The sequence below is a fragment of the Lentilactobacillus parakefiri genome, assembly GCF_002157585.1.
In the GTDB taxonomy this organism is placed as follows: domain Bacteria; phylum Bacillota; class Bacilli; order Lactobacillales; family Lactobacillaceae; genus Lentilactobacillus; species Lentilactobacillus parakefiri.
Genome location: NZ_BDGB01000005.1, coordinates 1 through 26615 on the forward strand (window position 1 = coordinate 1; position 26615 = coordinate 26615).

Here is a 26615-nt window from a genome sequence, read left to right on the forward strand (position 1 = left end):
TTAATTCGTTCGGAATAGGTTATACTAGACAAAAGATCAGCTCCTAAAAGATGGGTTTGTGGTAAACACCATTTTAAAGGAAGCTGATCTTTTTTGTCCGAACAGCGTTCGGATTAATTTTACAATCTACCATGTATAAGAAAAGCGAGGTACTGCTTAGAATTGATCTGGTGGGAGCAACACATAGAGGAATTCCAACACCTCATGTGCACATCTTTGATGATGAGCACGATAATGGTTTTTTGGCCATACCTCTGGATAAATTGGAGAAGTATAATTTAACAGAGGATATTATCGAATCATTACAAGAATTTCTAAAATACAATAACTTTGATATAAATGAACTTTCAATCGAACAAAAACTAATTTAAGATTCATACAAATATTGAAGGGAGATGAGACAATGAAAACCAGTGAGTTGCTTGATGAATATACTAATTGGTTGCGAAAACAGTATACAGTTAAAGACGTTGACGTTGCTGATGAAATTACAACGCCCTTTTTAAACACAATTGGAGATAATTTAAGAATCTATGTTAAACCCTTGGATAGAAACCAAATTGAATTAAGTGATGATGGCATCACGCTAGAAGATCTGTACTTACTTGGAATTGACATGAATGCTTCGGTGAGAAAGGACTTATTAGATAGGATCAAAAACGAGTATTTAATCAAACAAAGGAATGATACCCTTTATGTAAAAGGTAGTATCAAAAACTTTCCATTACTAAAGCAAAATTTTATTTCTGCAATTATTAAAATTAATGATATTGCAAATACTCGACGACCCAACGTCGAAAGCTTATTTTTCGATGAAGTATACAAATATTTTGATGAAAATGATTTTGGTGGTCTTCAAAAACACCCTTTCGAAGGTAAAAGCGGTGTCTCATATAATTTAGATTATGTGATCCCTAAAAAGAACAACCGTCCGACCCGAATGATTGATTTGCAAAATCGGATTTCCTTTAATCAAGTAATGACATCGGCCTATAAGTTTCAAGATATTAGAGAAAACAGAACCGTTTCAACAAACGGATTGTCATATACAATGATTTTTAATAATGATGCCTCGGATGTATCCTCAAATTCAATAAAAATCGCACAAGATGCGGATATTCGTCTAATCCCTTGGAGCAATAAGATGGAGATTCTTGCACTTCGATAATAGGCCAAAAACGGAATTGCAATCGCGCAATTCCGTTTTTATTTATTCTATAATTAGCAATTAACTATCAGCCTATTGCAATTATCTATTATTAAAATTACACTATTTAGAGTTGCTATTTTTCAAAATCAATAAAATACATATTTGGAAGTCCTGTTAATGTCAAAGCAAAATCGTTATTCACTGATCATCATGATCTTCGGCGCCTTCTTTTGTATTCTCTGTTCAACGCTCATGAACGTTGCCCTACCAACATTTATGAAGGTATTCGATATTTCGTCGGGGGACGGTTCAATGGATTAGTAACGGCTACACACTGGTGAATGCAATCATGATTCCAGTTAGTGCCTATCTAACGAAAAAATTCACCTTTCGTTCCTTATTTATTTTTTTCGTCAGCGTCTTTTTGGTTGGAACGATTTTTGGTGCCCTTGCACCAAATTTTTTCACCCTAATCATCGGTCGAATGATCCAAGCCATTGGTGCCGGCATGATGATGCCACTGGTCAACACCCTGGCAATTCGCTACGCAGAGCCTGGCAAAAAAGGCGCTGTTATGGGAATTGTCGGCTTGGCATTTAACTTCTCACCGATCATTGGCCCGACGCTTTCCGGCGTCATTTTGAACTACTTCTCATGGCGTTACCTATTTATTCTGGTACTACCATTTATTATCATCGATTTAGTGATGGCAGTCAGCGCCTTACCCAAGATCCCAACTAACCAAGAACCCCAATTTAACGTCGAAGGCTTGATGACTATCAGTTTTGGGTTGTTAGGCCTCTTGTGGAGTTTTTCAAATGTAAGTCAGTCCCCAGTAACCTCCTTAACTGTCTGGCTGCCATTCGTCATCGGCGCCATCTTGATCGCACTATTTGCTTTCACCCAAGGAAAATCCGATCATCCGTTTGTCAATTTGGCAGTCTTCAAAAATGGGCAGTTTACGACCGCCACTCTCGTCAATTCACTCATTGTTTCGACGATGTATGGCAATACAATCCTTTTGCCACTGCTAATCCAAACCATTATGGGAAAAAGTGCCATCGTCTCTGGGCTATCATTGTTACCAGGCGCACTTTTAACCGGGTTTATGTCACCAATCAGCGGTCGGCTGTTCGACCGTTATCCGGTTCGAATTATCGTGACGACTGGCATCTTAATCGATTGTTTTTGCACCATGATGCAGGCATTCATTGACGTTAATGCTTCGGTGTTAATGTTAACAATGGGTCAGACGATTCGCCAATTGGGATTGGTCCTGATTCTCATTCCAATCCAGACACAGGCACTGTCCTATCTGCCAAATGACTTAATTGCTGATGGCGTTGCTGCATTTAACACCCTGCGACAAATCGCGGCTTCCTTTGGGACCGCCATCATTGTTGCCACCATTAACATTGCCAGTCACTTTTTCGCTGGCCACGCCAATTATCAGCAGACCGGCATTCAAGCCGGCTTCACAATGTGTTTGGCCTTCCTGGTCGTGGCACTTTTTATGTCGCGAAAGCTCTACACCAAACAGTCCCCCAAACTTCACCGGAAGTCTCAGACTAAGTTATCACATGTCTAGCAGTGACGGCACCATTTATTTGAGAGGAGACTTGGCATGACTAACTTTATATTCGTGCTCCTACCAGCAGTCCTTGCTGGAATTGTCCAAGGGGTGACGGGGTTTGGCTCGGCAATTGTCCTGATGGTCTTTTTACCAACGATTTTGCCGATTCCCCAAAGTGCCGGAGTGGCCTCCCTGATTATGTCGGTTTCCAACATTATGTTGGCCTGGCGTTACCGGCACAGCATCAAATTTAAGCGAATCATCTGGCCGTTTGTCGTTTATGCCAGTGTGGCATTCGTGGCATTGCAACTAGTCAACTCAATCAACGTTCACTTGTTAAAATCAATGCTGGGTGGTCTACTGGTTGCGCTCTCGCTGTATTTCTTGTTCGTCAAATCAGAAGGCAGAAAACATTACCCAATTTATATTGCAATCATTTTTATGATCGTTTCCGGCTTTTTCAATGGCCTATTTGGCATTGGCGGACCGTTAATGGCACTTTATTTTCTATCCTTGGCAGATACAAAAGAGGAATATCTTGCCAGTATTCAAGCCTTCTTCCTGATCGATCAGTTGTATATAACAAGTATTCGTTTTTATAATGGTATTTTGAGCTTAAATGATGTCCACCTCATTCTATTGGGGGTCGTTGGTGGTGTCATTGGAACCATGATTGCCAATCGGATTACGGTCCATATGAATATCACGATGATTCAGAAATGTGTGTTTGTATTGATTGGGGTCAGTGGCATTTTTTACTTGGTTCAATGATTAAACATAGCCATCAAACGTAACGTAGCGGCTTCACACTCAATTAGCCCCGAGTGTGAAGTCGCTATTTTAACAAACATTAACCGCAGTAATCCTTTTTTCGATCAAATAACAAGCTCGAGAACCCGGCAACAATGATAAATGGGATTGCTTGCCGGTAAGGCTTCATAAATGCCACTTTCATATTTTTCCTGGTTTGTCCGACAACCTGCCGCTGAATGAATCGAACGGTCATCATTTGGTTCTGAATCTTTGTGGTCACTTTTGAGGCAACGGCATGGTACAGCTTCACCTTCTGCTCATGGTCCAAAAATTGATAATGAGGCATCATTTTTAAGGTCGCTTCATATTGACGATGAATGACGGCACTCACAGCTGCCCCAGTTGTCCCAGCCGACTGCTTGGACGTTACCCCATCGTGATGAATAGCGTTATTTGCCTGGCGTTTAAAAGTCACTTTCTCCGTGTGGGGAATCGAAGCAGCTTCAATTCTGGTATTTGCTTGAATAACTGATTGATTCTGCGCGGCTTTTAGATTGGTGGTGAGTGCCGAAACGAAAATCGCCACGGCAAGTAAAGTTCCAATCTGCCGAAATAAGCCAAGCACACTTTGTGACGCAGATAATAGTTCACCAGTGAATTTGGACGCCCCTAACACGACCACCGGGCCAGCGATAACGCCATAACCGGCCCCAATTAACAACAGACTAATCACGAGCTCATTGTAATGACTGGGATTAATCACTGCTAAGGTCATATAACCGCCAATCATTGCCAGAAAACCCAATGAAACCATTAATCTTGGACCAATCTTACCAATTAAAAGCCCGCCAATCGGTGAAAAGACAAAAATCATCGCTGAGGTCGGTGTAATCATGAAAGCGGCCACCAGCTCAGATTTATTCAAAACTCTGGTAAAAAATGTTGGCATAATCACCATGATCGCAACCAGAAAGACCCCGGTTAAAATCACTGCTAAGGATGCACCCACAAATTGTCGGTCTTTAAATAACCCCAGCGGAATCATCGGTGCAGCAGTTCGCCTTTCAACGAGAATAAACAATACAAACGCGATTAACACCATGCCAATCAATTCAACAACTGGCCGACTTTCCCAGCCCCAATCATTACCCTTAACCAAAACCAGCGTCAGTGATAACAGCATCCCCATAGAAAGCAACATCCCCCACACATCGATCCTGGGATTGGTCACTTTCTCAGCCTTCATTGGCAGTAATATCCCACACGAGATAATGACAAATATAACCAGTGGAATATTGATGAAAAAGATATATCGCCACCCTAAGTACTGGGTCACAACCCCACCAATTGTGGGACCAAGCGCAGCAGCAATCCCCTGGGTCACGCCCAACGTTGCCAACACCTTCGTCCGATCCTGAAAACTGTTAGTGGCAATTCCGATTGTCATGCTGGCTGGAAAAACGATTGCGGCGCCGAGACTTTGAATACCCCGGCCAACAATCAAAAACGGTGCTGTGGTGGCGGCACCAGAAAAAAAGGAACCGCAGGCAAACAAAATGAGCCCAACAACATACACCCTATTCCGACCGACAATGTCCGCAATTCGACCAAACGGAATTGTGAAGACTGCGAATACAATTGTATAAATATTGAGCGCCCAAGATAAATCCTCTAGACTCACATGCAACCCAGTTTGAACCTTCGGCAATGCAATGTTCATAACCGTTGTATCAAGCATACATAAAAACATCCCAACAGCCATTGAAAAAACAATCAATTTTTTTCGCTTATCCATTTTCATTCTCCCTATCATGTCATAATTAGAGTTGATTGGAACAACTCTTGTTTAACAAATTATCATGATGTAAAGTAATAGAAAATGAACTGTGGACAAAAAGGAGATTATTGTAAACTATGCCACCAACTGAAGTTCGAGATCAAAAGCTAACGGCAACTTTTACAGCCTTAATTGCACTCATGAAAACAAAACGAATCGAAAATATTTCGATCACTGAATTATGTCAGAAAGCAGGCGTTTCAAGGTCATACTACTATAAGCGATTTCGCTCATTTGACGATGTGATTACACAAAATGAAATTTTGGGAATCATTGGTTATATCAGAAAACTGCCCAATCAACAAAAAATTAGTTTTGAAACGCTCATGACTCATTATTTTCAGCTGGTAAAAGATAATGCCAACGCACAATTAACATTAATTGCGGTTGGCAAAGAACAAGTGCTGATTAAAGCATTTAAGACATCAAATCAATATTTAGAGAAAAAAGGTGCGTTGTATGCACCAAAGTTCAATAGTACCGATAATCAATACCGAACCGACTTTTTAGCTGGTGCCGTTGTCAACATGTCCATTAGTTGGTTAAAGGGCGGTCTGATTGAATCACCCGAATACATGGGTAAGAAAGTTTCTCAGTTCATGGGGCATGAGACAAACTTTTAGGGGGGTCAAAAAACGATCAGATCAAATAATAGGCATAAGACTCCCAGTGAAATATAAAGAGTCCCAATGACCTTCTTATGACGACTAACCGACTTTTGATCATCGTTAAAAAGGTTTCCGGCAACGATTCTTGACCATTTTCCCCGCATCACCATTAAGCCCGTAATCATTAACAATAGACCAATTCCACACGTTAACACGCCACCGATAATATTGGACCAAGTCATTATAAGGTCCCCTCCTGCATTTGTTTGGGAATATTATATGTCCGGCTTATATCGAAGTCACATTTTTGCTATCACCAATAATGATAATATCCAGCAATATTATAGACGATCCGAATCAGTCTTGATCATCACTCATAAGAAAGGCATTCACTAACAAACTCATATGAAAGTTTGTTAGTGGATGCTTTTTTGAGTGAATGTTCACTGTTATTTGGATGAAACGTGCTCCGACGGCCCAACCCCTAACGTATAAGGCAGAGGAACGAATCGATGAACAAAAACCGTTCATCAATCCGTCCCTCTGCCTTATACACCGGGGTTAAACGGGCCTAGTCGCACTCTATCCTTGTGCTTTCTCCGGATGCCCTTGCAGGTAAATAACGTGGGTATTCAAGAATTCTTCGATACCATGACGACCATCATCGCCGCCGATACCTGATTCTTTCCAGCCTGAGTGTGAACCATTCATAGCTTCAAAGTTGAATCGGTTAATGTAAGTTTCACCATCTTCGAGTTCGTTGGCAGCACGCGCTGCGTTGTCCAAGTTCTCGGTGAAAATTGATGAAGTCAAACCGAAGTCTGAATCATTCGCCATTTCAATGGCATCGTCCAAAGTCTTAAAGGTCAATACTGGCAGTACTGGACCAAAGATTTCGTCTTGGACAATTTCTGAGTCTTGTTTGACGTTGGTAATCACAGTTGGTTCGTAGTAGAAACCATTTTCGATGTTCAGCTTGTGACCACCGGCTGTGACCTTACCGCCAGCTTGAACAGCACGGTCAACCATTCCGGCAACCTTGTCCAAAGCTTCTTGGTTAATCAGTGGACCCATGCCAATGTTATCGTCTTTCATCACGTTACCAACGGTGATCTTTGACATCTTGTCTGACAACTTCTTAATGAACTCGTCAGCAACATCTTCTTGAACGTATACCCGTTCACAGTTGTTGCAAAGTTGACCATTGTTATCAACCCGTGAGTCAATAATTGATTGAACGGCCAGGTCAATGTCAGCATCCTTGCAGACAATGGCTGGTGCTTTACCGCCTAATTCAAGTGAAACCTTGGCCATGTGAGTTGCAGCACCAGACATGACACGTTTACCAGAATCAACGGAACCAGTTAAACTAATAATGCCGACCTTCTCGTTCTTGGTTAATTCATCACCAACAACAGAACCACGACCTGAAATGATGTTGACAACACCCTTTGGAATACCAACTTTTTCAACAATCTTGGCAAATTCAAGTCCTAAGTTTGGTGTGTCTGAAGATGGCTTCATGACGATGGTATTGCCGGTTACCAATGCTGGACCCATTTTACGGGCAATCAAGAAGAATGGGAAGTTCCACGGTAAGATGCCGGCTGCGACACCAATTGGCTGCTTGGCAATCATAATGTTTTCGTTCTGGTTGTCGGATTGAAGAATTTCACCTTCATAAGTCCGAGCAGCGCTGCCCATGTAATCGAAGTAGTCGGCTGAGAACATAATTTCAGTGGTTGCTAACGACTTGATTTTACCTTGCTCTTCTTGGAGCATTTCAACCAAGTGATCCTTCTCACTGCGAATCTCAGTGGCAACATCGTGGAGATATTTGCCACGGGTAGCAGCGGGAACTTTCTTCCATGTTCTTTCAGCTTCATATGCCGCATCGATGGCTTCTTTAGCTTCTTCCCGAGTAGCAGCGGGAACCGTCGAAATCTTTTCACCAGTTGATGGGTTTAAGACGGTAATTTCGTTACCTGACTTTGAATCCATGAATTTTCCGTTAATATACATTTGATAATGTTTCAATGCAACAGCATTTTGTGCCATAATAGTTGCTCCCTTTCAAGATACCTGTCGGCAACAGTGTAATTGAACGCCATGTGGCAGGAACAAATATTTTTAGTTTTTTAATGGACCTTTAGATACCTTGCTGTTAGTTGTGGAAGCGTGTTTTTTTAGAACAATGACTTCCTGCTACGCACCTCGGCTCAAAATCAGACTTGATTTTGAATTTCGGAAACTTAGCGTTCGGTCATTAACCGCCCCAACTCACACGCCGCTACTTGCCAGGCTTGTAATCTTCATCAATAACCAAAACGGGTTTGATCGTTTTACCACTGACAGAATCAGCGTTAGCTTGGTTAATATCATCAAACTTGTAGAACTTTTCAGTCTTATCGAAGTCAAACAATCCCATCTTGTAGAACTTGATCAAACGAGGAATGTCGACTTGAGGAATTGAATCACCCATGTTGACACCAACGACTTTACGATCGCTGACACACAGATCATTCCAAGTATCCAAATCAACGTGTTGGTCGGTAACAGCAATCGTTGCGGTCGTGCCGCCCTGTGCCAAAGCCTTGATTGATGCTTCCATGACTGATTTAACACCTGTGGTATCAACGGCATAATCAACACCATAGCCATCAGTCAAATCTTGAATCGCTTTAACTGGATCGACGTCTTTGCTGTTAATCGTATCGGTAGCGCCTAATTCCTTGGCCAACTTCAAACGGTCAGGAACAATATCAACAGCAATGACTTTGGTGCAGCCAGAGATTCGGCCGGCCATCATTGCAGCCAAACCAACGGCGCCAGTCCCGAAGACAGCAATCGTAGAACCTGGTTCCGGCTTCAAAGTGTTGAAGACCGTCCCACTACCTGTAACGTAGCCACAGCCAAGCGGTCCCAATTGACGCAAATCCAAATTCTTATCAACTTTAACTGCATTTCGTTCACGGACAACGGTTGTCGTCGTGAATGATGATTGGTCAAACATGTCAGCAACTTGGTGACCATTTTCGGTAAAGTGGGCACTGCCGTCAGGACGAACACCTGACAAGTTGTTTGCTGCGTAATTTAAGCATTGAGTTGGAATTCCTTTTAAACAGTTGATACAGTTGCCACAGCCATAAAATGACAGAACAACGTGATCACCGGGCTTGAAGTCTTTAACTTCAGAACCCACTTTTTCAACAATTCCTGATCCTTCGTGACCAAGAACAATTGGGTAACCAATTTCAGCAGTTCCTTTTCGTAAAGCTTCGTCTGAATGGCAGATCCCGCTGGCAACCATATGAACTTGTAAATCATCAGCCTGCATATCTGCTAATTCGACGTCATCCTTCATTTCGAAGTCTCCGCCCTTTTTGTTAACAACAGCTGCTTTAATTCGCATAATCACATCTCCAAATACTATATTTGTTATTTAGTGAGCAATTGCAAACAACAGAAAAGCAAATGATTATTCAGCGCTTAAATGAGTGCGAATATGTGAATTAATCATTTGCTCTTTTCAACTAACAACCGCTTACAATGCTTATTATAGGCGGTTGAAAATTAATTTCAATACTTATTCGACTTTTTGTTTTGAAACGTCCTTTGGAGATAACGAGAACCATACTCTTGCTTTCAGTCTCATAATTTTAAATTTTTTAATGGTTGTGAAACACTTACTAAAGTTTACTGCCATTCCCCTTGGGTTGGGTTATTTAATAAGCGGACGCGAATCATTCCTTCAACCCCGTTCAAAACGTTTATAAGTGATTCCGATTGTTGATTCGTCATTTCCCCGAGATCCGTGTTAACAATCGTATAGCCATACCCATCCATCGTGTTGCCCATCATTTCTTGAACCGGCAAATCATAACGACTCATAATCCCTGCAACATCCACCCAGAACGTGTCTCTGGCGTGGAAGAAGAAGGTCAGTCGTTGATTACTCATGAATGGTAAATCAACCCGCGGAAAGTTCACTGAGCTTCGAACTGTGCCATAGTCTAGAAAATCCAGCAAATTTTGCAAAATCAAGTTCGCAGAATGGGTGAGGGCCTCAATTGTGTTGCCGCCTAAGTGTGGTAACAGGGTAATCTTTGGGTGATCCTGCAGTTCAGTCTTGGGAAAATCACACACGTACCCGGCAAATTCATTATGGTTCAACGCCGAGACAACTGCTCGATTATCAACAATCTCTCCCCGGCCAAAATTCAGCAGGTAAGCATTATCCTTCATCAGTTCAAATTGTTTGGTAGACAAGAGCTGGTTGGTTTGGTCGGTTAACGGTAATAAAATCACAACAAAATCGGCCTGCTCCAAAACTTCGTCAATGGTATCCAACTGCTGGACGTGGCGCAGATTCTTGAAACTACGATTATAGCCGATAATCTGCATCCCCATGTGGTAGCACGCATCCGCCAAGCGTTGGCCGATGGTTCCCAATCCTAGAATACCCAGTGTTCGTCCGTATAATTCCTCACCAATAAAATCGCCACGTTTGGCTTCGGCCGCCGCCTGCAGATCTTCGCCCGGAGCAACTTTTAGCTGCTGCATCATTTCAACTGCGCCGTTCAGTGGTCGCAGACATCTGAATAGATTCTGAATAATCAGTTCCTTGACCGCGTTTGCATTGACCCCTGGTGTATTAAAAACGGCGGTCCCATTGGCGGTTGCCGCATCAACATTAATCGTGTTGGTCCCAGTCCCGGAACGGGCAATCAGTAATAAACGCTTGGAAATCAAGCTGTCGTCGACCTTGGAACTACGCACCAAAATGGCATCCGGGGTATCAGTGTTGGAGGTCCGAAAGACGTCCCCAGCAAAATAGGTTAGGTCAAACCGATCAATGGTCTTCACTTCAAACATTTGTAAGCTCCTTTTAACTAAATAGTCTGAAAACAGATTATAATGATTGTTAGAAATTATTTTGAGAAAGAGGTTGGTCGTATGCACATTGATTTTGGAAATTATCAAAGGATAAACCAACGATTGGAAAAATGACTCAAACCAAGAATACTACATTCGGGGAATGGGTGGAAATAGGAAGCAGTAATTTAATCGACAATAGTTCGATTGGCGATTATACCTACACCGGCCAATATTGTTTCATCCAAAATAGTGACCTGAAAAAGTTCATCAGTATGGCCGCGATGATTCGAATCGGACCGACCAATCATCCCTACGATCGACCAGCACAACATATATTTGCCTATAACGGTGGCGCCTATGGTTTTGATCATCCGGATACCGAGTTTTTGGAAAAGCGAACCCATCTTCGGACCACCATTGGTAATGATGTGTGGATCGGCCACGGCGTGATTATTCAAGCTGGGGTCACAGTTGGCGACGGCGCGGTCATTGGGTCAGGAGCCGTGGTCACCAAGGACGTTGCCCCCTACACCATCGTAGGCGGCATCCCCGCCAAGCCGATCAAGGATCGTTTCCCTGACGAAATTAAAACTGATATGGAAAAAATTGCCTGGTGGAATTGGTCTAGAGAAGATCTTGAGAAATATTATCTTGATTTTCGGCTACCGATTAAAGAATTTATTGATAAACACCTGCCTCACTAACGATAATTTTGAACTTAGCTGTTCCCACCAAGCAAATCTTTGCTATAATTAATTGGTATATTCGCAAAGGTACATATTGGAGGAGCATGATAAATGTCTGAAGAAAAGACGAAGTCCTGTGTGATGTGTGGCAAAACCATTCCAGCATACTCAAACTTTTGTCCATACTGTGGTGCTAAGCAACCATGGCTTGAGGAAGATGAAGTTCAGAATAAAGATGTTGATCAATTGATGAAGTGGTACCAAAAACCGGTTGGAAAGTTTATCTCCCTGGTTGTTGGCGCCGCTGTAATTTATTTTGTCGGCAGTATGTTCACCCTTCAGGATGGCCCCGGTCACAAAACTGTTGCGCGTGAATTAACCCAGTATTTGTTCAATACCCAAGACAAGACCCCTTACGGCAAGAAACCGTCCGTTGAAGCGGATAAGAATAAGGGTGTCACGATCAAGGTCAGCCAGAACAGTCAAGCCGTCAAAGAGCTCAAGGCCGGAAATCCAGACAAATGGAACTATTTGGTTAATCGCTCCCGTGATCGTTCAAAGGCTTTCCACAAGGTTTACGCTAACCACGCTTACGCTAAGTTCAAAGTAATTGATAAGCATGATAAAAAGAAAGTTTTGTTGAAAGTCGATAGCGGTGATATTAAGTATAATATCGCTGATAAATATCACAAATAGGCTCGGAATCAAAGTCAAAGGAGGTTGTCGCATCCCAAAGCAAGGGAATGCGACAACCTCCTTTTTTTATTTAGCAATGACAATTTCAGGATTCTCAGCATTTAATTTCTGGAGTTGCCCCTCTATCCCAAAGTAGTCTTTGCAAAGTCGTTGAATGGCTTTGATGGCAATATCTGAGCAGGCTGCCTGATCGGGATTAATCGATTCAATGTCAATGATTGGATTGGTGGTATTCTCAGTCAGTTCAGTCCGCTGATTTTCACGCCAGTTAAAGCACCGACAAACAGCACCTTTGTCATCCATGTAACATATTTCACCTGGTAAAGCAGGCATATCTTCCTCCTCACCATATGGCAGAAAGAATTCGCCACCCTTGGCTTCTCCCAAGTGCATGTCCCCGGTAATTGCATCGACATTTTCACCACCAACAGAGACACCGTACTTGAGCGATTGAGAATTATAAATATCAACCAGCGGGGCAATTGGCGAAAAGCGCTTTCCATGACTGACCCGTTTTAACAAGGCTTCAATCGTCGAGCGGGCCCCCTTCTTCGTCTTGAACTTACGGAAAGCTTCCCGCCACTCGGCAACTACCGGATTATCACGAAATGGGTCGACGGTGATAAATTGTTCAGCTGCTTGACTCCCTTCCTCCAGGAGCTTCTGGAAATACGGGTCGTCTTTTTCATTCACGTGATTATCGATGCCATGCAAGGTCATGACGTCAATTTGAATATCCGGAAATAATTCGATTGTTTTAGGGTCTAAAATAAATTTTTTCATAAATGCTGATCCGCTCCTTAAAGTGTTCGCGTCATAATAAGATCACGCTGCCGGCTTTCCCCCAGCGTAAAAACATGGTCGCCGGTTTGCTTGAAACCAAACTTTCGATATAAGTGCTGGGCAGGAAGGTTGTGCTCCCAAACCCCCAGCCAAACGGTAGAACGCTGTTTGGTTTTTGCGACCGCCAATGCCTTTGTCATCAATTTTGATCCGATTCCCTGACGTTTAAAGGCCCTTTTGATATAAATGCGCTGAATTTCCAATGCCTGAGGCCCCATTGATTCTGTCTGCGCATCCAAAACGTTCACCTTTAAATAACCGGCAAGTTGGCCGTCAGCCAGGGCAAAAAAGAATGCCGAATTTGGATTCTTGAATTCTTGGGTGAGTCGATCCAAACGATACGACTCATCCAAATACTGATTTAAATTCTCAGAACTATTTTCCGATCCAAAAGTGTCAGCAAACGTTTCCCTGCTAATCTGCTGCAGCTCTCCGATATCTGCCAAAGTACATTTCCTAATCACAATCGTCACAATTTCATCCTCAATACTTTCTAAGATTTCCTTTTTTGACATAGTGCCAGTCATCATCGATGTTGGCACAAACCTTATGCAGCAAACGCGCCAGTTCATCAGCTTCATCAATCGTTAATGACTTCAACGCCACTTGGTTGGAATACTGGTTCTCCCGCAAAATATTTGGGTAGGTGGTCTGCGCCTTTTCAGTTGGAAATAACCGCCGAATCTTCTTATTCGTCGAGTCAGGCCGTTTAACCACAAACCCTTTTACTGCCAGCTTTTCAACTGCCCGGGCAGCAGTGGTTCGATCGACCTTAATCATTTCAGCCAGTTGATCTTGAAAAAGCCCGGGATGCTCGCAAATTCTGGCTAAATACAAATATTGCCCCTTGGTTAAATCGAACTGTTTAAATTCCACATTGGCAATTGAATCCAAAGCTCTGGCAATTGCACCAATTGGTCTTAAAATCTCTGCCAAGTGATCAGCCCTTTCTTGATGGATTCATTGTAAACTACTTTTGTTGCAAATGCAACAAAACGATTAATCAGCCGCTTTGGTCTGATGATGCTTAATTTGACGAACAACATATTTCCGCAGCTCCTCAACCAAAAAGATTGGGACCGGAATGCAACACAGGAAAAGCCATTCAGAGCCATTTAGCGGCCCAGTATTGAAGACGCCTTGAAGGAATGGGACGTACATCAACAGTGCCACTAAGACAACTTCCACCAAAATCCCCAGTAAAATTCGGTGATTACTAAATAAGCCAATTGAAAAAACAGAGGAAATCTGGGTTCGGCAGTTCATTGCCGCGGCAATCTGGGAAAAGACAATTGCTGCCAAGGTAATTGTGGTCGCCTCAGCATAGACTAATCCGGAGCCTGCCAGTGGCACTTGAGGCCAGCCATTGACATGGTTGACGAAGAAGTAGGCAAACGTTGAAATCGCTGAAGCAATCAAACCATACCAACCAAATGCTTTCCAGATAATCGAGCGATTCAACAAGTGACTGTTCAAAGGACGTGGTGGCTGATCCATAATCCCGGGCTCTGCCTTTTCGGTCCCCAAACCTAGCGCCGGGAGCAAATCGGTTCCCAAATCAACCGTTAAAATCTGCATAACAGTTAATGGTAACGGGACGAGTCCGCGGGTCAGCAGAAAGATAACCGATGGCGCAGCTTCGGGAACGTTACTGGTGAGTATATATAGAAGAAACTTTTGCAGATTACTGTAAACGGTTCGTCCTTCCTCAATCGCGCTGACAATTGAGGCAAAGTTATCATCGGTCAAAATCATATCAGCAGCATCTTTGGCGACATCGGTTCCCGTCACGCCCATGGCGATGCCAATATCTGCTCGTTTAAGTGCGGGGGCATCATTGACACCATCCCCGGTTGAGGCCACCACGTCACCATTTTTCTGACACATAGAGACAATTCTAAACTTGTGTTCCGGTGCAACTCGGGCAAAAATAACTTCACCCTTGACGGCTTCTTGAAGTTCGGCATCAGACATCTTATCCAGTTCAACGCCGGAAATCACTCTGACCTTATCAGAGGTAATGCCAATTTTGGTTGCAATACTCTTGGCTGTTGTGGGACTATCCCCGGTAACCATGATGATGCGGATGTTGGCGCGTTGACAATTTCGAACAGTGTCAAATATTTCTGGACGCGGTGGATCTGACATCATTGCCAGCCCAATGAAGACCATATGCTGTTCCGCACTTTCAATTGTGCAGCTTTCAAGCGATTGGTGACTTAATGGATCGTCCCCATCAACCACTCGATAAGAAAATGCCAGCGTTCTTAAACCTTGTTTGGAATAGTCTTCATTCACCTGCAAAATTTTACTTTTGTCATCGGCTGTTAACGGTCGAATATGACCGTTATCGAGAATGCGATCACAGATTTTTAGTTCACTGCCGAGTGCCCCTTTGGTATTGATCACCAACATACCATCAGAAGTTTTCGTGATCACAGACATCAATTTGCGTCCCGAATCAAAGGGCAATTCTTTTAATCTGGGAAATCTCTTCCGCTCAGCTGCTGCATCAAGCCCGGCTTTACGTGAAAGAATGACCAGTCCCGCCTCTGTGGGAGTCCCAAGGATTTTTGATTTTTCACCAGCTTTGCCCTCAGTCACTTCGGTATCATTATTGATTGTCGCGTTGATTAACAGCTTCTCTAAATCCGGTTGGGTGGCCGGGTCAATCTGGTGACCATTCAATTGAATCTGACCATTATTAACGTACCCCGTTCCAGTCACATCGTACGCTTGACTTGGCAGCCACAAATGATTAATGGTCATCTGATTTTGAGTCAGCGTGCCAGTCTTATCGGAACAAATAACCGTCGTCTGCCCCAAAGTTTCGACACTGCTCAAATTTTTGAGCAAAGCATGCTTTTTCGCCATTCGTTGAGTTCCCTGAGCCAGCGACAAAGTGACCGTCGGCAACAGCCCCTCGGGAATAAAGGCGACAATCATCCCTAATGCAAAAATGAAAGATTTGGTGACTGGATATTTAACAAAGAAAATCGCCAACAGGAAAAAAGCAATTCCAATCATGATCGCAATAATCGTCAATTGCCGAGTTAAATGATTGAGCTCCCGTTCCAGCGGGTAAACGGTTTTTTTCTGTGATTCAGTCAAAGTCGCAATCCTGCCAAATTCGGTGTCCATCCCAGTTGCTAAAGCCAGTGCCGTCGCTGTGCCACTGGTACAAATGGTCCCGGCAAAAACAATGTTTCGCTGAGCAAACTCGCCGTCGCCGTGCTGATAAGCGTCAAGTTTTTCAACCGGTACCGATTCGCCGGTCAAAGAAGACTCGTCGACCTCGAGGTTAGCAGCGTTAAACACCCTGGCGTCTGCAGGGATTGAGTCACCGGCCTGAATGTCAAAAATATCGCCGGGAACCAACTGCTCGACTTTGATCTGCCGAGATTGACCTTCCCGGCGGACTTTGACATAGGCGGGCAGCATTTTTTTCAAGGAGTCAGTTGCCTTTTGGGCGGCGTGTTGCTGCCAATATGAAAAGCAGCCATTAATCACGTTTACCGCCCAAATCGCAATTCCGAGTTCCAGCATACCTGCGAACATCGCAATCACCCCAGACACCCACAAAAGAATTGCCATCAACGACGTAAAGTTTGCCAAAAAGACAATCAACTCAGATTGACGTTTACCCTGCCGAATCGTATTTGGACCATATTTCTCCAAACGCTTATCGGCTTCTGCCTGTGAGAGACCCCCGTTGCCAGTTTGAAACTGACGCATCAAATCGGAGGGATCGGCCTTGGCTTCATCGTCGATCAGCGTTGATTTATTCTGTTTCATTATCAAATCACCCCATTTTTTCAAAAATCGTTGACCTAACCAACTCAATTATATCGCGGTTGAAAATAATGGGGTAATTCTGTTTGGATAATAAAAAAGCCAGCTTAAATCAAGCTGACTTCCAATCATATTGTTTAATTTGAACCAGCAGCAGATCTTTCCTTCTTCACTTTGCGGACATTGGTCAATACTTCCGGCGTGAACAGGTTGTCAACCAATGAATCGGGGAGCAGTTGCTTTTGTTTTACAAGTGCCTTGACCGATTGTTGCGTGGCCAATGCTTCCTTAATCAGCGCGGTCGTTTTTTCATAGCCAAGCAGCGGTGAAAGAACCGTCGCCGCAATCGATGAATGCTCAACTTCATGGCGGCAATCGGCAACGTTTACCTTAATCCCACTGACGCAGTTCTCAACCAGTGTCTCAATCGCCTTTTCTAGGTGCTGTTCACTGGTTAAAATGCTCTTGAACATAATCGGTTCGAACGCATTTAACTCCAACTGGCCACTCTCAGCTGCCATCGTGACTGTCACATCGTTGCCGATGGTTTCAAATGCCACCTGATTGACAACTTCGGGGATGATTGGGTTGACCTTTCCCGGCATAATCGAAGATCCAGTAGCCTTCTTGGGCAGTTCCAATTCGTTCAAACCAGCTTGTGGGCCACTTGAAAGTAACCGCAAGTCATTACTGAATTTGGATAAATTGGCAGCTAGGGACTTCATTGCTGAAGATATGGTGGTAAAAGCATCGCTGTTCTGAGTGGCATCAACCAGATCGCTGGCTTGATGCAGTGAAAGATGGGAATATTGATTGAGAATTGGAATAATGGTTGATTGATATTTTGATGTGGCATTGATGCCAGTGCCAATCGCTGTCCCGCCAAGGTTAACTTGCGAAAGAGCCTTTTGAGCGTGCTTTAGTCTTAAGAGATCACGTTTAAACATTGAAGCATAAGCCGTGAAAGTTCTGCCAAAGGTCGTTGGAACAGCGTCCTGAAGCTGAGTCCGACCGACTTTAATTGCTGCAGAATATTCACCTGCTTTATCAGTTAAGGAATCAATCAACCGACAAACGGCTGTCGTCAATGGGGCTAGTCGTTTTAACATTGCCATCTTCCCCGCAGTCGGATAAGTATCGTTGGTCGACTGTGACTGATTGACATCATCGTTTGGTTTGATCACCAAAGGTTCTTGACCATTTTTGGCGCTTAATCGCATGGCAAGTTGAGCGACGACTTCATTCACGTTCATGTTGGTTGACGTTCCAGCCCCGCCCTGAATTGCCGGCACGATAAAAGCACTGTCATCATTCGAGAATAGTAATTGGTTGCAAGCAGCCACGATCAAAGCACTCTTTTCTTTGTCTAAAGTTCCGGCCTGCTCGTTAGCTAAAGCAGCGGCCTTCTTGATCTGCAGATAGCTTTGAATGATCGCATGATCAACCTTTTCATTGGTAATTGGAAAATTGTGTTTCGCTCGCAGTGAGTGAATTCCGTAAAGCACGTTATCAGGTACAAACATTTCTCCGATGCAATCTCTCTCAATTCTCATAGGATTCCCTCATTTCATGTAATGTTTTATGACATTTGCTTACGGGTATTAATATATACCCATTTTTCGAAAAGTCAACAGGCCTCGTTAAAATTCTCAAAATATCAGGTATACCAATACCTTACATGTTGGTGGCACAATTAATAGAATTCAAAGAGAGTCTAAAGAAATCTGATTAATGTTACTTTTAATGACATTAGTAGCCGTCAAAAAAGGCCGAAAGGCAAGTTGCCGTTTCGGCCCTTCTGGGTCAGCCATCGATTCAATTTCGATAAGTGTTACTCGTTAGTCATTTAACAGTGTGGTATCTGACGCCTTCACGAACGCAATCCGGTGGTTAAATTGGATCTGATAATAGTCATCGGTACCATGAATAACATTCTTCGGTAAATTGGAATTGAAGTGTGAATTGAAATAGTCTGAGGTCACTGTGCCGCCATACACGTATTTTTGACCTGGCTGCAGCTGATAAATCGGCGTTGGCTTGATACCGGTCACTTGATTCTTTTTCAAAATACGATTGCTTGGATAAGCACTTCCATACACGGGCACGGCTGTTGATCCCTTAGCAGTTACGAGTTTGCCAGTTGCGTTAGTTGAATTAGCACCACTTGGGTTATAGAACCAGGCATCTTGGCCGCCATAATTAATTTCTGTCCAATCCCCCTGCTCGCCGATTTTACTAAACTGCTGACCATAAACGGCTTTATCACTCCAGTCATCTTTCTCGGTGGTACCGGATTGACCGGATGAAAAGTCCTTGTCGGCAATCAAATTAGTACTAAAGCCTGGCTGCTTGTAGAGGTAAACAAAATTCGATCCGGCCAGTGGTAAGTTCACCCCATTATCCGTTACTTTTTGACCGGAATCGGCCGTCAAATTCGTTTTGTCATTAGGGGTAATCGTGATGATGTGACTATCTGTATTGCCATCACTTTTAGATAAATCAACCCCCATTAATTCAAAGTAGTGATTCCAGTTCCAATAGGTTCCAGGATCCCAATGCATCGTCTTTTGTGCTGCCGGGGTCAACCCAGGCACGTTGTCGTGGCCGATAATGTGTTGGCGATCCAGTGGAATATCATACTTGGCTGCCAGATATTTAACCAAAGCTGCTGAAGACTTATACATGTTTTCGGTGTACCAGTATCCGCCAACGGCGGCATAACCCTCGTGCTCGATGCCGATTGAATGCGAATTAATGTACCAGTTGCCGGCATGCCAAGCAACATTTTGTGGTCGAACCATTTCAGCAACCGTCCCTTCAGTGGAACTGACAACGTAATTCGCGGTCGTATAGGTTGGTGTTGAAAAAAGTGTGAGCGCTTCTTGAAAACTGGTCTCGGTGTTATGAATCACAATGTAATTGATTTTTTCATCATTTGGCCGATCAGCAAGGTCATAGTTTCCATAATCACCTTGATCATCAAAGGTTTTGTATAATGCGGGAATCCATTCAATTGGAAGGCCGGCGGGCCCATCCGTTTGGCCCGATTCGCCACCGGTCGTATCGATCGCTTCATCTTTCAATGTATTCACCTTCTGGGGCGAGATTTTGACACCATTATGATTGACGCCTTTAGCCAAGATTTTATACACATTGGCAGCGAAGAAATCAGCAGCAGCCTGAGAATCCGACTGACTGTATTTCTTCACGGCAGCGTCCCAGCCGCCGATACTTGATGTCAGCGATTTGCCCAATGATTTCTGATACGCTGCCAGCAAAGCGGCCCCACCGTTAATGTTATCCGCTGAGTTGGTTTTGATTTGACTCGCACTGAGACCGGTTAATTTCACAGCTTTTTGCACTGTATGCAGTGAAGCTGCATTGGGAACTTTAACGGCCTTGGAATCAGCACCACTTGGCGTTAAACCAGCCGTATCAGTCAAGTGCATCACACCATAGCCACCGGCCACGCTGGGCTTGCCATTGTGACTTTCAAAGGCACTTTCGTTATATGCCACCGCTTTAAGCAGATCGACTGGTACCTTGTACTTGGCAGCTGCTTGTTGGAAATCTGTTTCGAGCGTACTAGCCTTTGCCTGAACCAATTGTGTCTTCAAACCGGCAACTAATCCAGTAAATGCGATAAAAATTAACAACCAGCGAACTGGCGAAAATAGCCCCTCGTGTTTTTTCATGTCGTCACTCCTTGTATGAATATCCACCATTCTAAATAATAATTACAACTAGAATACAACGAACGGTCGGAAAAATACACTTGAAATTAAAAATATTCTAATTAGTCAGGCAGTAGGTAAACATGTCCATCTATCGTTTCCGGTATTTGCGGGGTTTTATCGGAATGAATTTAGAGAATCAACTAATCGTTTTTTAATTTTTTTATTCAATCTATGATTCATTTTTAAATGGGTGTATACTTTCTGAATAAAGATTGTGGTTGGAGGGATGAATTTGAAAAAAATAACAAACAAATTGATATTAGGTATTGGCCTGGTACTTGCGATCGGTGCCCTTACCCCAACGCTCACTCACGCAGCAGCTAAATCTATGACAACCGTCACTAGCAATCAGGTGCTCACAACTGACGGCAATTCCCGTAATTACCTGACAACGGGAACGGCGCCACTCTATTCGAAAGTCCCCGTCTATAAAAGTTCAAAAGTTGTCACCAAAGCGACCGTGTTAAAGACACTGTCGACAACTGCAGATGCTGGCCAAACCTATTTCAGAAGTTATCGAGCGGCTGAAACTTCAAATGGTGATTGGTACGTTAAAGTTGTCTCTTTCGATAAAACCTATCGGGGTTGGATATTTGCTGGGACAAGCGATCCGACGGCCAATCCCAGTGAAGTTTCCGGCGGCTTAAAACCCACGGCTACATTTGAGGAGTCAACGGTTCCAAGTTACTTTTCCAATACCACAATGTACTTCACGACGCCAAAAGCTTCCACATTAACTTATGTTGCACCTGACTATACCCAATACAAAGTTGGCCGAAACCTAAGCGCAACGGCTGATTTTTACAAAGATCCACTGACCGTGACCAAGGTTGGCACTAAGCAAAACAATCGGGATGGAAATGCCACTTACTACTATGTAATAGACGCTGCCCATCCACAAGTTAATGGCTGGGTGAAACAAAGTGATGTGACCACTTCGCCCGCAAATTAAAATGTAAAATGGTCGTAAACAAAACAACTTGTTTTGTCTGCGACCATTTTTCTTAACACAATTATTCACCTTATTAGATGCCTCAAGCCAATTCGCCACGATCGATCCAATGATTATTCAAAAACTGATAACGTTTGGGATCGCCGATCAACTTTGAGAATGAATAGGGTTCTTTTTCCTGAAGCAAAATAAGCTTAATCAAGTAGTTACGGAGGATCCAAGGTTCCTCTTTTTGACAGTTTTTTAAATTTAAAACGTCTTGAATATGTTCAGGGGTACTTTTCAAATCAACAGCCGCCATCTGCAAAGTGATTCCTGACAAATCAAAGTTACCCTGGAGTTCCTGCCTGGTTGCAGCTGCTTCATCTGAAGTTAAGACCATTCTGTCACTTCCTCATCATTAAAATGGTTCAAGAATACATAAGTAGCATGGTAACACATCTAAACTTAACGCACAAATGACGTTCAATTTTGCTATAATAGAGGGTGCTTTGCTTAATTTTTTCATGAAAATTCAACTCATGAAAGGGATGTTCATGGTAATATATAGTCATTGAGCGATCCATGTAAGGTGTCAATTCAAATAAAATGTTCAATGTTCAATAATTTCTCCAAATACTCATGAGCTCGCTGTTTATCAGCCTCATGATGTTTCAAAAAGATCCATTTTAAAACCAACACAACCGTCTGGCTGCAGTGATCGACAATCAATTCAACTGGTAGGCCAGCCTTGGAATAATCAATTGATTTGGTGAGGATTTCCTGGAGCTTATTTTTAAAATAATTAATAAAACTGTTAACCAGCTGTCCCGAAAAATCATTGTATTGAAGCACGTTATCCAGTAGCATCTGGTTATTTTTGAACACGTCGTAAAGTCGATCGAAATAGGTGATCAACGTTGTCTCAGCTTTTAATCCGGTCGCCTGATCCACTTCAATTTCTTGGGCAATTACATACCAGCAGTAGGCTACCAAGTCGAATTTATCGTCAAAGTAGTTATAAAAAGTCGCCCGAGGAAAATTACTGATATCACAGATCTCGTTGACACTAATTTTTTCAAATGGTTCTTTGGAGAGAAGTGCAATCATCGTTGTTGAAAATGATTCCAGGGTCCGTTGCGCACCACGCGTTGGTTTCTTTGTTAAGTCATATTTCATAAGCCAGCCTCTGTTTGCATTTATATCGTTTTGTCTAAATTTGAACTAACGCAGCAAAATGTTGCTTGCGTCATATGCACGCTGAGTTTATCATTTTAATATTGCTTATACAAGTGTCTAAATCTAAACAAGAGAACAATTTTTATCGCTAGGGAATGAGAGGAAGAATTTTAATGCAGAAATTCAAAGAGAAGCATCTGTTATCACTGATTGTTTGGATTGGCTTAATTTTGGTGGCCATTTTTACGCTGCCAAATATTTCACAGTTAGTCCATGAAAAGGGAACTGTCCAGCTCCCTGCTTCGGTGCAGAGCGAAGTTGCCAATAAAATTGAGAAAAAATATGAGGGCGGCAAAAATGCCCGAACACTCATCGCCGTTTTTAATAATAAGCACGGTAAACTGAGCGATGAGCAGACCTTGCAGATTCAAGACGCCACCAACGCCGTCAAGAACGATCCGGACCTGCACATTATTTCGGTGACTGCACCAAGCGATAATCAAGCAGCCAAACAACAGCTTCAGTCAAAAGATAGTACCACCCAGATGGTCATGATCACCGTTCCGAAAAAAGATAAGGTTCGTGGTCAGTCGGATAAAATCTTAAACAAGATCAAAACCCCAGGAATGAGAACCTACGTGACCGGTAGTGACATCTTAAATGAAGATTTTTCCACCGTGACAGAGCAGGGACTTCAGAAAACTGAAATTATTGCCGCGATCTTCATCTTCATTGTGCTGATCATTGTCTTTCGTTCCTTCTTAATTCCTGTCATTTCATTATTAACTGTTGGTGTTTCCTACCTGCTGTCATTGGATGTGGTCATGAATTTGGCGCAGCGCTGGGATTTTCCCATTTCCAACTTTACTCAAGTCTTTTTGGTAGTGGTTCTGTTTGGAATTGGAACAGACTATAACATCCTGCTCTATGACCGATTTAAAGAGGAAATTCGTAAAGGTCAAGAAGCAGGCCCGGCAGCAAAAACTGCCCGGCGGCATGCCGGTCGAACCATTTTATATAGTGGCTCATCCGTCCTGATTGGTTTTGCAGCTTTAGCCCTGGCCAAATTCTCGTTCTATCGTTCAGGCGTTGCGGTTGCCGTTGGGGTCGCAATTCTATTAATGGTTCTGTTAACCCTCAACATGTTCTTCATGTCCACCCTTGGCCAACGACTCTTCTGGCCAAGCAAGAACCTTGTTGCCCACGATCGCAGCTTCTTATGGAACTTTCTTTCAAAATTCACCCTCTCACATAGTTTCATCATGGTCGGAATTTTGATCATTGCTGCCCTGCCGCTGTTGTTCGTTGGCAGTCAAAAGCTTAATTTCAACAGTGCCGACGAATTACCAAACTCGGTTCAGTCAAAGGCTGGCTATAACATCATTCAGGATCACTATCCTGCTGGAATGTCCGGCCCAACAACCGTCTATATTCAAAACAAGAAACCACTTAATACCCAGGAACATTTAGCCGAAATCGACCAATTAACCGGCTACCTCAATTCTGAAGCTGGCGTTAAGAGTGTGGCTTCGGTGACCCGTCCAGGTGGGACTAAGATTGACTCATTGTATCTCAAAAGTCAGCTGGAAAGCCTCACCACCGGCTTAAACCAAGCCAATCAAGGAATCAAGAAAGTTCAAAAGGGCTTAAAGAGTGCCAACGAAAAGTTAGCCAACTCTAACACCTCTGAAAGCATCGCCCAAGTGGAGAAATTAGCCGCCGGTGCCAGCAAACTGGAAACCGGTGCCCAGCAGCTGAGCCAAGGTGTGACCTCTTACACTGCCGGAGTCAGCAACCTAGCTAACGGCTCACAACAATTAAGTTCGGGAACTTCAAGCCTTCAATCTGGTGTGGGTCGTTTGTCGGCCGGCAGCCAACGATTGAATACCGGGATTTCTCAAGTTAGAAGCCAAACTGCCAGACTAAAAGCCCTTCGTGCCCGGATGGCAGCCTTACAGTCAGGATCCAGACAACTATCTTCCGGCCTTGGCCGCTTGAACTCACAAGTTGCCCCATTCTCAAATGGCCTTAATCGGATTACCAGCGGTGCCAGTCGACTGAACTCTAACAGTTCATCACTAGTTTCAGGTGCCCAGAGTGTCGCCAGTGGCAGTTCGCAAGTTAATTCAGGTGTCCAAACACTGAACTCGAAGATGAAAGCATTGCAGAACCAGATGCAGGAATTACAGACTGGTTTAACTTCTGCCAATTCAGGTTTGGATCAAGTTTCAAATGGAACCACAACTGTTAATAAGTATTTGAAAGAAATGCAAAAGTCGTACTTGGGTAACACCTTCTACATGCCCGCTGCAAGTATCAAGAGCGCTTCATTTACCCCTTCCCTTGATGCATTTATGTCAAAAGATCGTAAGATTACCAAGATTACTGTGGTTCTTAATTCGGATCCAAGTACCACTAAGTCAGCCGACCGAATTCGGACAATCACCCGTGATTTGAATGCTAAAGTGAAGGATACCAGTTTAAAGAACGCTAAGGTCGCTATCGGTGGTCAAAGCTCACAAACGTCTGACCTTCAGAAGATTGCTAATGGTGATTTCTTCCGGACGGCTGTGATCATGCTAGTCGGAATTGGCCTAGCCTTAATGATCGTTACCCGCTCGCTGGTTCAGGCCATTACCATCATTGGCACCTTGCTCGTCACCTACATGGGATCACTGCAGATTACTAAATGGCTTTCTGGTTATCTGTTATTCCAGAACATGCTGACTTGGAACACACCGTTCTTCAGTTTTATCATGTTGGTTGCATTAGGAGTCGATTACAGCATCTTCTTAATGATGAGATATCGTGGTGACGCCGGGGCAATTCCGGATGTTCGCCGACGCATTTTAAACTCGGCAACCATCATCGGGACCGTCGTCATTTCCGCCGCCATCATCTTGGGTGGCACATTTGCCGCACTGATTCCGTCAAATGTGTTAACTTTAATTCAAGTTGCCATGACCGTGATTGTTGGTTTGATCATTTTGGTATTGACCTTACCAATTATCATGTCGGCAATGGTTAAGTGGACTTACCCTTACGTCAACGATAAAATGTATCAAAAATCGGTTGAACAAGAAGAAAAAGACCACCCAATTAGAAGAAGTAAAGATAAAGAATAGTGACCCCTTTAGGCTCGTTGACTAATGTCAGCGGGCCTTTTATTGACACGTCATTTGACAAAACAACGCTCGGTACGCTATCATTTTTGAGTATAATCAAAAATGAGCGAGCTTCACCAAAATGATTCTATTTTTGATCCGGACACTTTTAGGAGAATTTGAATGAATAAATTATTGAAGGTGACTGTTATTGCAGCCGCTAGTTTCATTTTCACCGTTTTCGTCAACCATCAGCCTGCTCAAGCCGCTGATACCTACTACCCTGTTGGCACAATTCACAGTTCTACACCGACCAGTTGGCGCGGCAATTGGTATTCATACGTCAATGGCAAGTTCTGTTTGACCCAGATTAACAAATATTCAGTTACCCAAAAGTATAACGGTAAGAAACACACCCTTTTCAAATCTAGTTGGAAGGGATATCGTAAGTTGGCTTTTGCCAAAATTTCCGGTACCAACCGATATACCTTTAATGCCTATGCAACCAAGGCCTATCAAAGTGACCGCGGCTGGCGGCGGACGCATCGAACCGTTGAAGGCCAAAAGATCGGAGTCCTTCGGGATTACTCCGGAGGCGGCGCATATGTTGATCTTTTCCGGTCCCCTGTTTACAAGTCTTATTCAAATAGCTAAGGAGTCATTGTATGTCAAAAAACAAACTTCCTCGATTTAAAATTGAAGTGCAACACCTGCTCTACTAGACCAGTTCTTTATTCAGACTAGTCAAAAAGGCCATGAAGACCTATTCTTAATTCACCACAAACAAGAAAGAGGTATCTTCATGACCCGAATTAAGAATATCATATCTAATCAATATCACCAACTTA

At 43.3% G+C, this 26615-nt stretch carries 22 protein-coding genes and 1 pseudogene; 10 read left to right on the forward strand and 13 right to left on the reverse strand.

The window, feature by feature from the left end; translation table 11 throughout:
- The first annotated feature begins 131 nt into the window (after positions 1-131).
- The 4 genes and pseudogenes from LPKJCM_RS13985 to LPKJCM_RS00375 all read left to right on the forward strand — a co-directional run bounded on the left by LPKJCM_RS13985 (position 132) and on the right by LPKJCM_RS00375 (position 3494).
- Positions 132-371: a DUF6978 family protein gene (locus LPKJCM_RS13985; RefSeq protein WP_057961948.1), complete on the forward strand. Its 240-nt coding sequence runs from the start codon at positions 132-134 to the stop codon at positions 369-371.
- 32 nt (positions 372-403) lie between these two features.
- Positions 404-1168 (forward strand): DUF1828 domain-containing protein, encoded by a 765-nt coding sequence (locus LPKJCM_RS00365; RefSeq protein ID WP_057961945.1) that lies wholly within the window; start codon positions 404-406, stop codon positions 1166-1168.
- A 159-nt stretch (positions 1169-1327) separates the two neighbouring features.
- Positions 1328-2738, forward strand: a pseudogene (locus tag LPKJCM_RS00370) (MDR family MFS transporter).
- A gap of 36 nt (positions 2739-2774) precedes the next feature.
- A complete protein-coding gene (locus LPKJCM_RS00375; protein ID WP_057961944.1) occupies positions 2775-3494 on the forward strand; it encodes a sulfite exporter TauE/SafE family protein in 720 nt (239 codons plus the stop codon).
- Between the two features lie 79 nt (positions 3495-3573).
- On the opposite strand, the gene LPKJCM_RS00380 is transcribed toward LPKJCM_RS00375, so the two are convergent.
- A complete protein-coding gene (locus tag LPKJCM_RS00380) occupies positions 3574-5271 on the reverse strand; it encodes an MFS transporter (protein ID WP_057961943.1) in 1698 nt (565 codons plus the stop codon).
- Between the two features lie 119 nt (positions 5272-5390).
- Between LPKJCM_RS00380 and LPKJCM_RS00385 the strand changes: the two genes are divergently transcribed.
- Positions 5391-5936: a TetR/AcrR family transcriptional regulator gene (locus tag LPKJCM_RS00385; RefSeq protein ID WP_057961942.1), complete on the forward strand. Its 546-nt coding sequence runs from the start codon at positions 5391-5393 to the stop codon at positions 5934-5936.
- Between the two features lie 5 nt (positions 5937-5941).
- On the opposite strand, the gene LPKJCM_RS00390 is transcribed toward LPKJCM_RS00385, so the two are convergent.
- From LPKJCM_RS00390 to LPKJCM_RS00405, 4 genes are all read right to left on the reverse strand, one after another.
- Positions 5942-6163 (reverse strand): hypothetical protein, encoded by a 222-nt coding sequence (locus LPKJCM_RS00390; RefSeq protein ID WP_057961941.1) that lies wholly within the window; start codon positions 6161-6163, stop codon positions 5942-5944.
- 340 nt (positions 6164-6503) lie between these two features.
- On the reverse strand, positions 6504-7979 hold the full coding sequence (gene aldA, locus LPKJCM_RS00395) for an aldehyde dehydrogenase (protein WP_087069491.1): 1476 nt from the start codon (positions 7977-7979) through the stop codon (positions 6504-6506).
- 232 nt (positions 7980-8211) lie between these two features.
- Positions 8212-9333 (reverse strand): NAD(P)-dependent alcohol dehydrogenase, encoded by a 1122-nt coding sequence (locus LPKJCM_RS00400; protein WP_057961940.1) that lies wholly within the window; start codon positions 9331-9333, stop codon positions 8212-8214.
- Positions 9334-9617: 284 nt separating this feature from the next.
- Complete coding sequence (locus tag LPKJCM_RS00405) at positions 9618-10796, reverse strand: NAD(P)-dependent oxidoreductase (protein ID WP_057961939.1); 1179 nt, start codon at positions 10794-10796, stop codon at positions 9618-9620.
- A gap of 131 nt (positions 10797-10927) precedes the next feature.
- On the opposite strand from LPKJCM_RS00405, the gene LPKJCM_RS00410 reads away from it, so the two are divergent.
- Together LPKJCM_RS00410 and LPKJCM_RS00415 are read left to right on the forward strand one after the other, a co-directional pair.
- On the forward strand, positions 10928-11503 hold the full coding sequence (locus LPKJCM_RS00410) for a DapH/DapD/GlmU-related protein (RefSeq protein WP_240034635.1): 576 nt from the start codon (positions 10928-10930) through the stop codon (positions 11501-11503).
- 93 nt (positions 11504-11596) lie between these two features.
- Positions 11597-12181, forward strand: coding sequence for a zinc ribbon domain-containing protein (locus LPKJCM_RS00415; RefSeq protein WP_057961938.1), 585 nt, complete (start codon positions 11597-11599; stop codon positions 12179-12181).
- A gap of 66 nt (positions 12182-12247) precedes the next feature.
- Here LPKJCM_RS00415 and LPKJCM_RS00420 read toward each other — a convergent pair whose 3' ends face one another.
- The 6 genes from LPKJCM_RS00420 to LPKJCM_RS00445 form a co-directional block, all read right to left on the reverse strand.
- A complete protein-coding gene (locus LPKJCM_RS00420) occupies positions 12248-12964 on the reverse strand; it encodes a B3/B4 domain-containing protein (RefSeq protein ID WP_057961937.1) in 717 nt (238 codons plus the stop codon).
- Between the two features lie 17 nt (positions 12965-12981).
- Positions 12982-13539, reverse strand: a complete 558-nt coding sequence (locus tag LPKJCM_RS00425) for a GNAT family N-acetyltransferase (protein WP_165758540.1) — start codon at positions 13537-13539, stop codon at positions 12982-12984.
- A complete protein-coding gene (locus LPKJCM_RS00430) occupies positions 13508-13960 on the reverse strand; it encodes a MarR family winged helix-turn-helix transcriptional regulator (protein WP_057961936.1) in 453 nt (150 codons plus the stop codon). The genes LPKJCM_RS00425 and LPKJCM_RS00430 overlap by 32 nt, the downstream gene beginning before the upstream one ends.
- 63 nt (positions 13961-14023) lie before the next feature.
- Entirely contained in the window at positions 14024-16819 is a 2796-nt protein-coding gene (locus tag LPKJCM_RS00435) for a cation-translocating P-type ATPase (RefSeq protein WP_057961935.1), read from the reverse strand.
- A gap of 134 nt (positions 16820-16953) precedes the next feature.
- Positions 16954-18369, reverse strand: a complete 1416-nt coding sequence (locus LPKJCM_RS00440) for an aspartate ammonia-lyase (protein WP_057961934.1) — start codon at positions 18367-18369, stop codon at positions 16954-16956.
- Between the two features lie 285 nt (positions 18370-18654).
- On the reverse strand, positions 18655-20511 hold the full coding sequence (locus LPKJCM_RS00445; protein ID WP_174658992.1) for an N-acetylmuramoyl-L-alanine amidase: 1857 nt from the start codon (positions 20509-20511) through the stop codon (positions 18655-18657).
- A 274-nt stretch (positions 20512-20785) separates the two neighbouring features.
- Between LPKJCM_RS00445 and LPKJCM_RS00450 the strand changes: the two genes are divergently transcribed.
- Positions 20786-21505: a surface layer protein SlpC gene (locus LPKJCM_RS00450; RefSeq protein WP_087069492.1), complete on the forward strand. Its 720-nt coding sequence runs from the start codon at positions 20786-20788 to the stop codon at positions 21503-21505.
- A gap of 82 nt (positions 21506-21587) precedes the next feature.
- On the opposite strand, the gene LPKJCM_RS00455 is transcribed toward LPKJCM_RS00450, so the two are convergent.
- Both LPKJCM_RS00455 and LPKJCM_RS00460 read right to left on the reverse strand, forming a co-directional pair.
- Entirely contained in the window at positions 21588-21887 is a 300-nt protein-coding gene (locus tag LPKJCM_RS00455) for a DUF2316 family protein (RefSeq protein ID WP_057961932.1), read from the reverse strand.
- A 197-nt stretch (positions 21888-22084) separates the two neighbouring features.
- Positions 22085-22663: a TetR/AcrR family transcriptional regulator gene (locus LPKJCM_RS00460; protein ID WP_057961931.1), complete on the reverse strand. Its 579-nt coding sequence runs from the start codon at positions 22661-22663 to the stop codon at positions 22085-22087.
- Positions 22664-22836: 173 nt separating this feature from the next.
- On the opposite strand from LPKJCM_RS00460, the gene LPKJCM_RS00465 reads away from it, so the two are divergent.
- Together LPKJCM_RS00465 and LPKJCM_RS00470 are read left to right on the forward strand one after the other, a co-directional pair.
- Positions 22837-25788, forward strand: a complete 2952-nt coding sequence (locus tag LPKJCM_RS00465; protein ID WP_057961930.1) for an MMPL family transporter — start codon at positions 22837-22839, stop codon at positions 25786-25788.
- 162 nt (positions 25789-25950) lie between these two features.
- Positions 25951-26421: a hypothetical protein gene (locus LPKJCM_RS00470; protein ID WP_057961929.1), complete on the forward strand. Its 471-nt coding sequence runs from the start codon at positions 25951-25953 to the stop codon at positions 26419-26421.
- Positions 26422-26615: the final 194 nt, after the last annotated feature.

Bases quoted from the DNA above. Each gene is read 5' to 3' on its own strand.
- LPKJCM_RS13985 (WP_057961948.1), top strand. From the start codon at position 132: ATGTATAAGAAAAGCGAGGTACTGCTTAGAATTGATCTGGTGGGAGCA.
- LPKJCM_RS00365 (WP_057961945.1), top strand. From the start codon at position 404: ATGAAAACCAGTGAGTTGCTTGATGAATATACTAATTGGTTGCGAAAA.
- LPKJCM_RS00375 (WP_057961944.1), top strand. From the start codon at position 2,775: ATGACTAACTTTATATTCGTGCTCCTACCAGCAGTCCTTGCTGGAATT.
- LPKJCM_RS00380 (WP_057961943.1), bottom strand. From the start codon at position 5,271: ATGGATAAGCGAAAAAAATTGATTGTTTTTTCAATGGCTGTTGGGATG.
- LPKJCM_RS00385 (WP_057961942.1), top strand. From the start codon at position 5,391: ATGCCACCAACTGAAGTTCGAGATCAAAAGCTAACGGCAACTTTTACA.
- LPKJCM_RS00390 (WP_057961941.1), bottom strand. From the start codon at position 6,163: ATGACTTGGTCCAATATTATCGGTGGCGTGTTAACGTGTGGAATTGGT.
- aldA (WP_087069491.1), bottom strand. From the start codon at position 7,979: ATGGCACAAAATGCTGTTGCATTGAAACATTATCAAATGTATATTAAC.
- LPKJCM_RS00400 (WP_057961940.1), bottom strand. From the start codon at position 9,333: ATGCGAATTAAAGCAGCTGTTGTTAACAAAAAGGGCGGAGACTTCGAA.
- LPKJCM_RS00405 (WP_057961939.1), bottom strand. From the start codon at position 10,796: ATGTTTGAAGTGAAGACCATTGATCGGTTTGACCTAACCTATTTTGCT.
- LPKJCM_RS00410 (WP_240034635.1), top strand. From the start codon at position 10,928: ATGACTCAAACCAAGAATACTACATTCGGGGAATGGGTGGAAATAGGA.
- LPKJCM_RS00415 (WP_057961938.1), top strand. From the start codon at position 11,597: ATGTCTGAAGAAAAGACGAAGTCCTGTGTGATGTGTGGCAAAACCATT.
- LPKJCM_RS00420 (WP_057961937.1), bottom strand. From the start codon at position 12,964: ATGAAAAAATTTATTTTAGACCCTAAAACAATCGAATTATTTCCGGAT.
- LPKJCM_RS00425 (WP_165758540.1), bottom strand. From the start codon at position 13,539: ATGTCAAAAAAGGAAATCTTAGAAAGTATTGAGGATGAAATTGTGACG.
- LPKJCM_RS00435 (WP_057961935.1), bottom strand. From the start codon at position 16,819: ATGAAACAGAATAAATCAACGCTGATCGACGATGAAGCCAAGGCCGAT.
- LPKJCM_RS00440 (WP_057961934.1), bottom strand. From the start codon at position 18,369: ATGAGAATTGAGAGAGATTGCATCGGAGAAATGTTTGTACCTGATAAC.
- LPKJCM_RS00445 (WP_174658992.1), bottom strand. From the start codon at position 20,511: ATGAAAAAACACGAGGGGCTATTTTCGCCAGTTCGCTGGTTGTTAATT.
- LPKJCM_RS00455 (WP_057961932.1), bottom strand. From the start codon at position 21,887: ATGGTCTTAACTTCAGATGAAGCAGCTGCAACCAGGCAGGAACTCCAG.
- LPKJCM_RS00460 (WP_057961931.1), bottom strand. From the start codon at position 22,663: ATGAAATATGACTTAACAAAGAAACCAACGCGTGGTGCGCAACGGACC.
- LPKJCM_RS00465 (WP_057961930.1), top strand. From the start codon at position 22,837: ATGCAGAAATTCAAAGAGAAGCATCTGTTATCACTGATTGTTTGGATT.
- LPKJCM_RS00470 (WP_057961929.1), top strand. From the start codon at position 25,951: ATGAATAAATTATTGAAGGTGACTGTTATTGCAGCCGCTAGTTTCATT.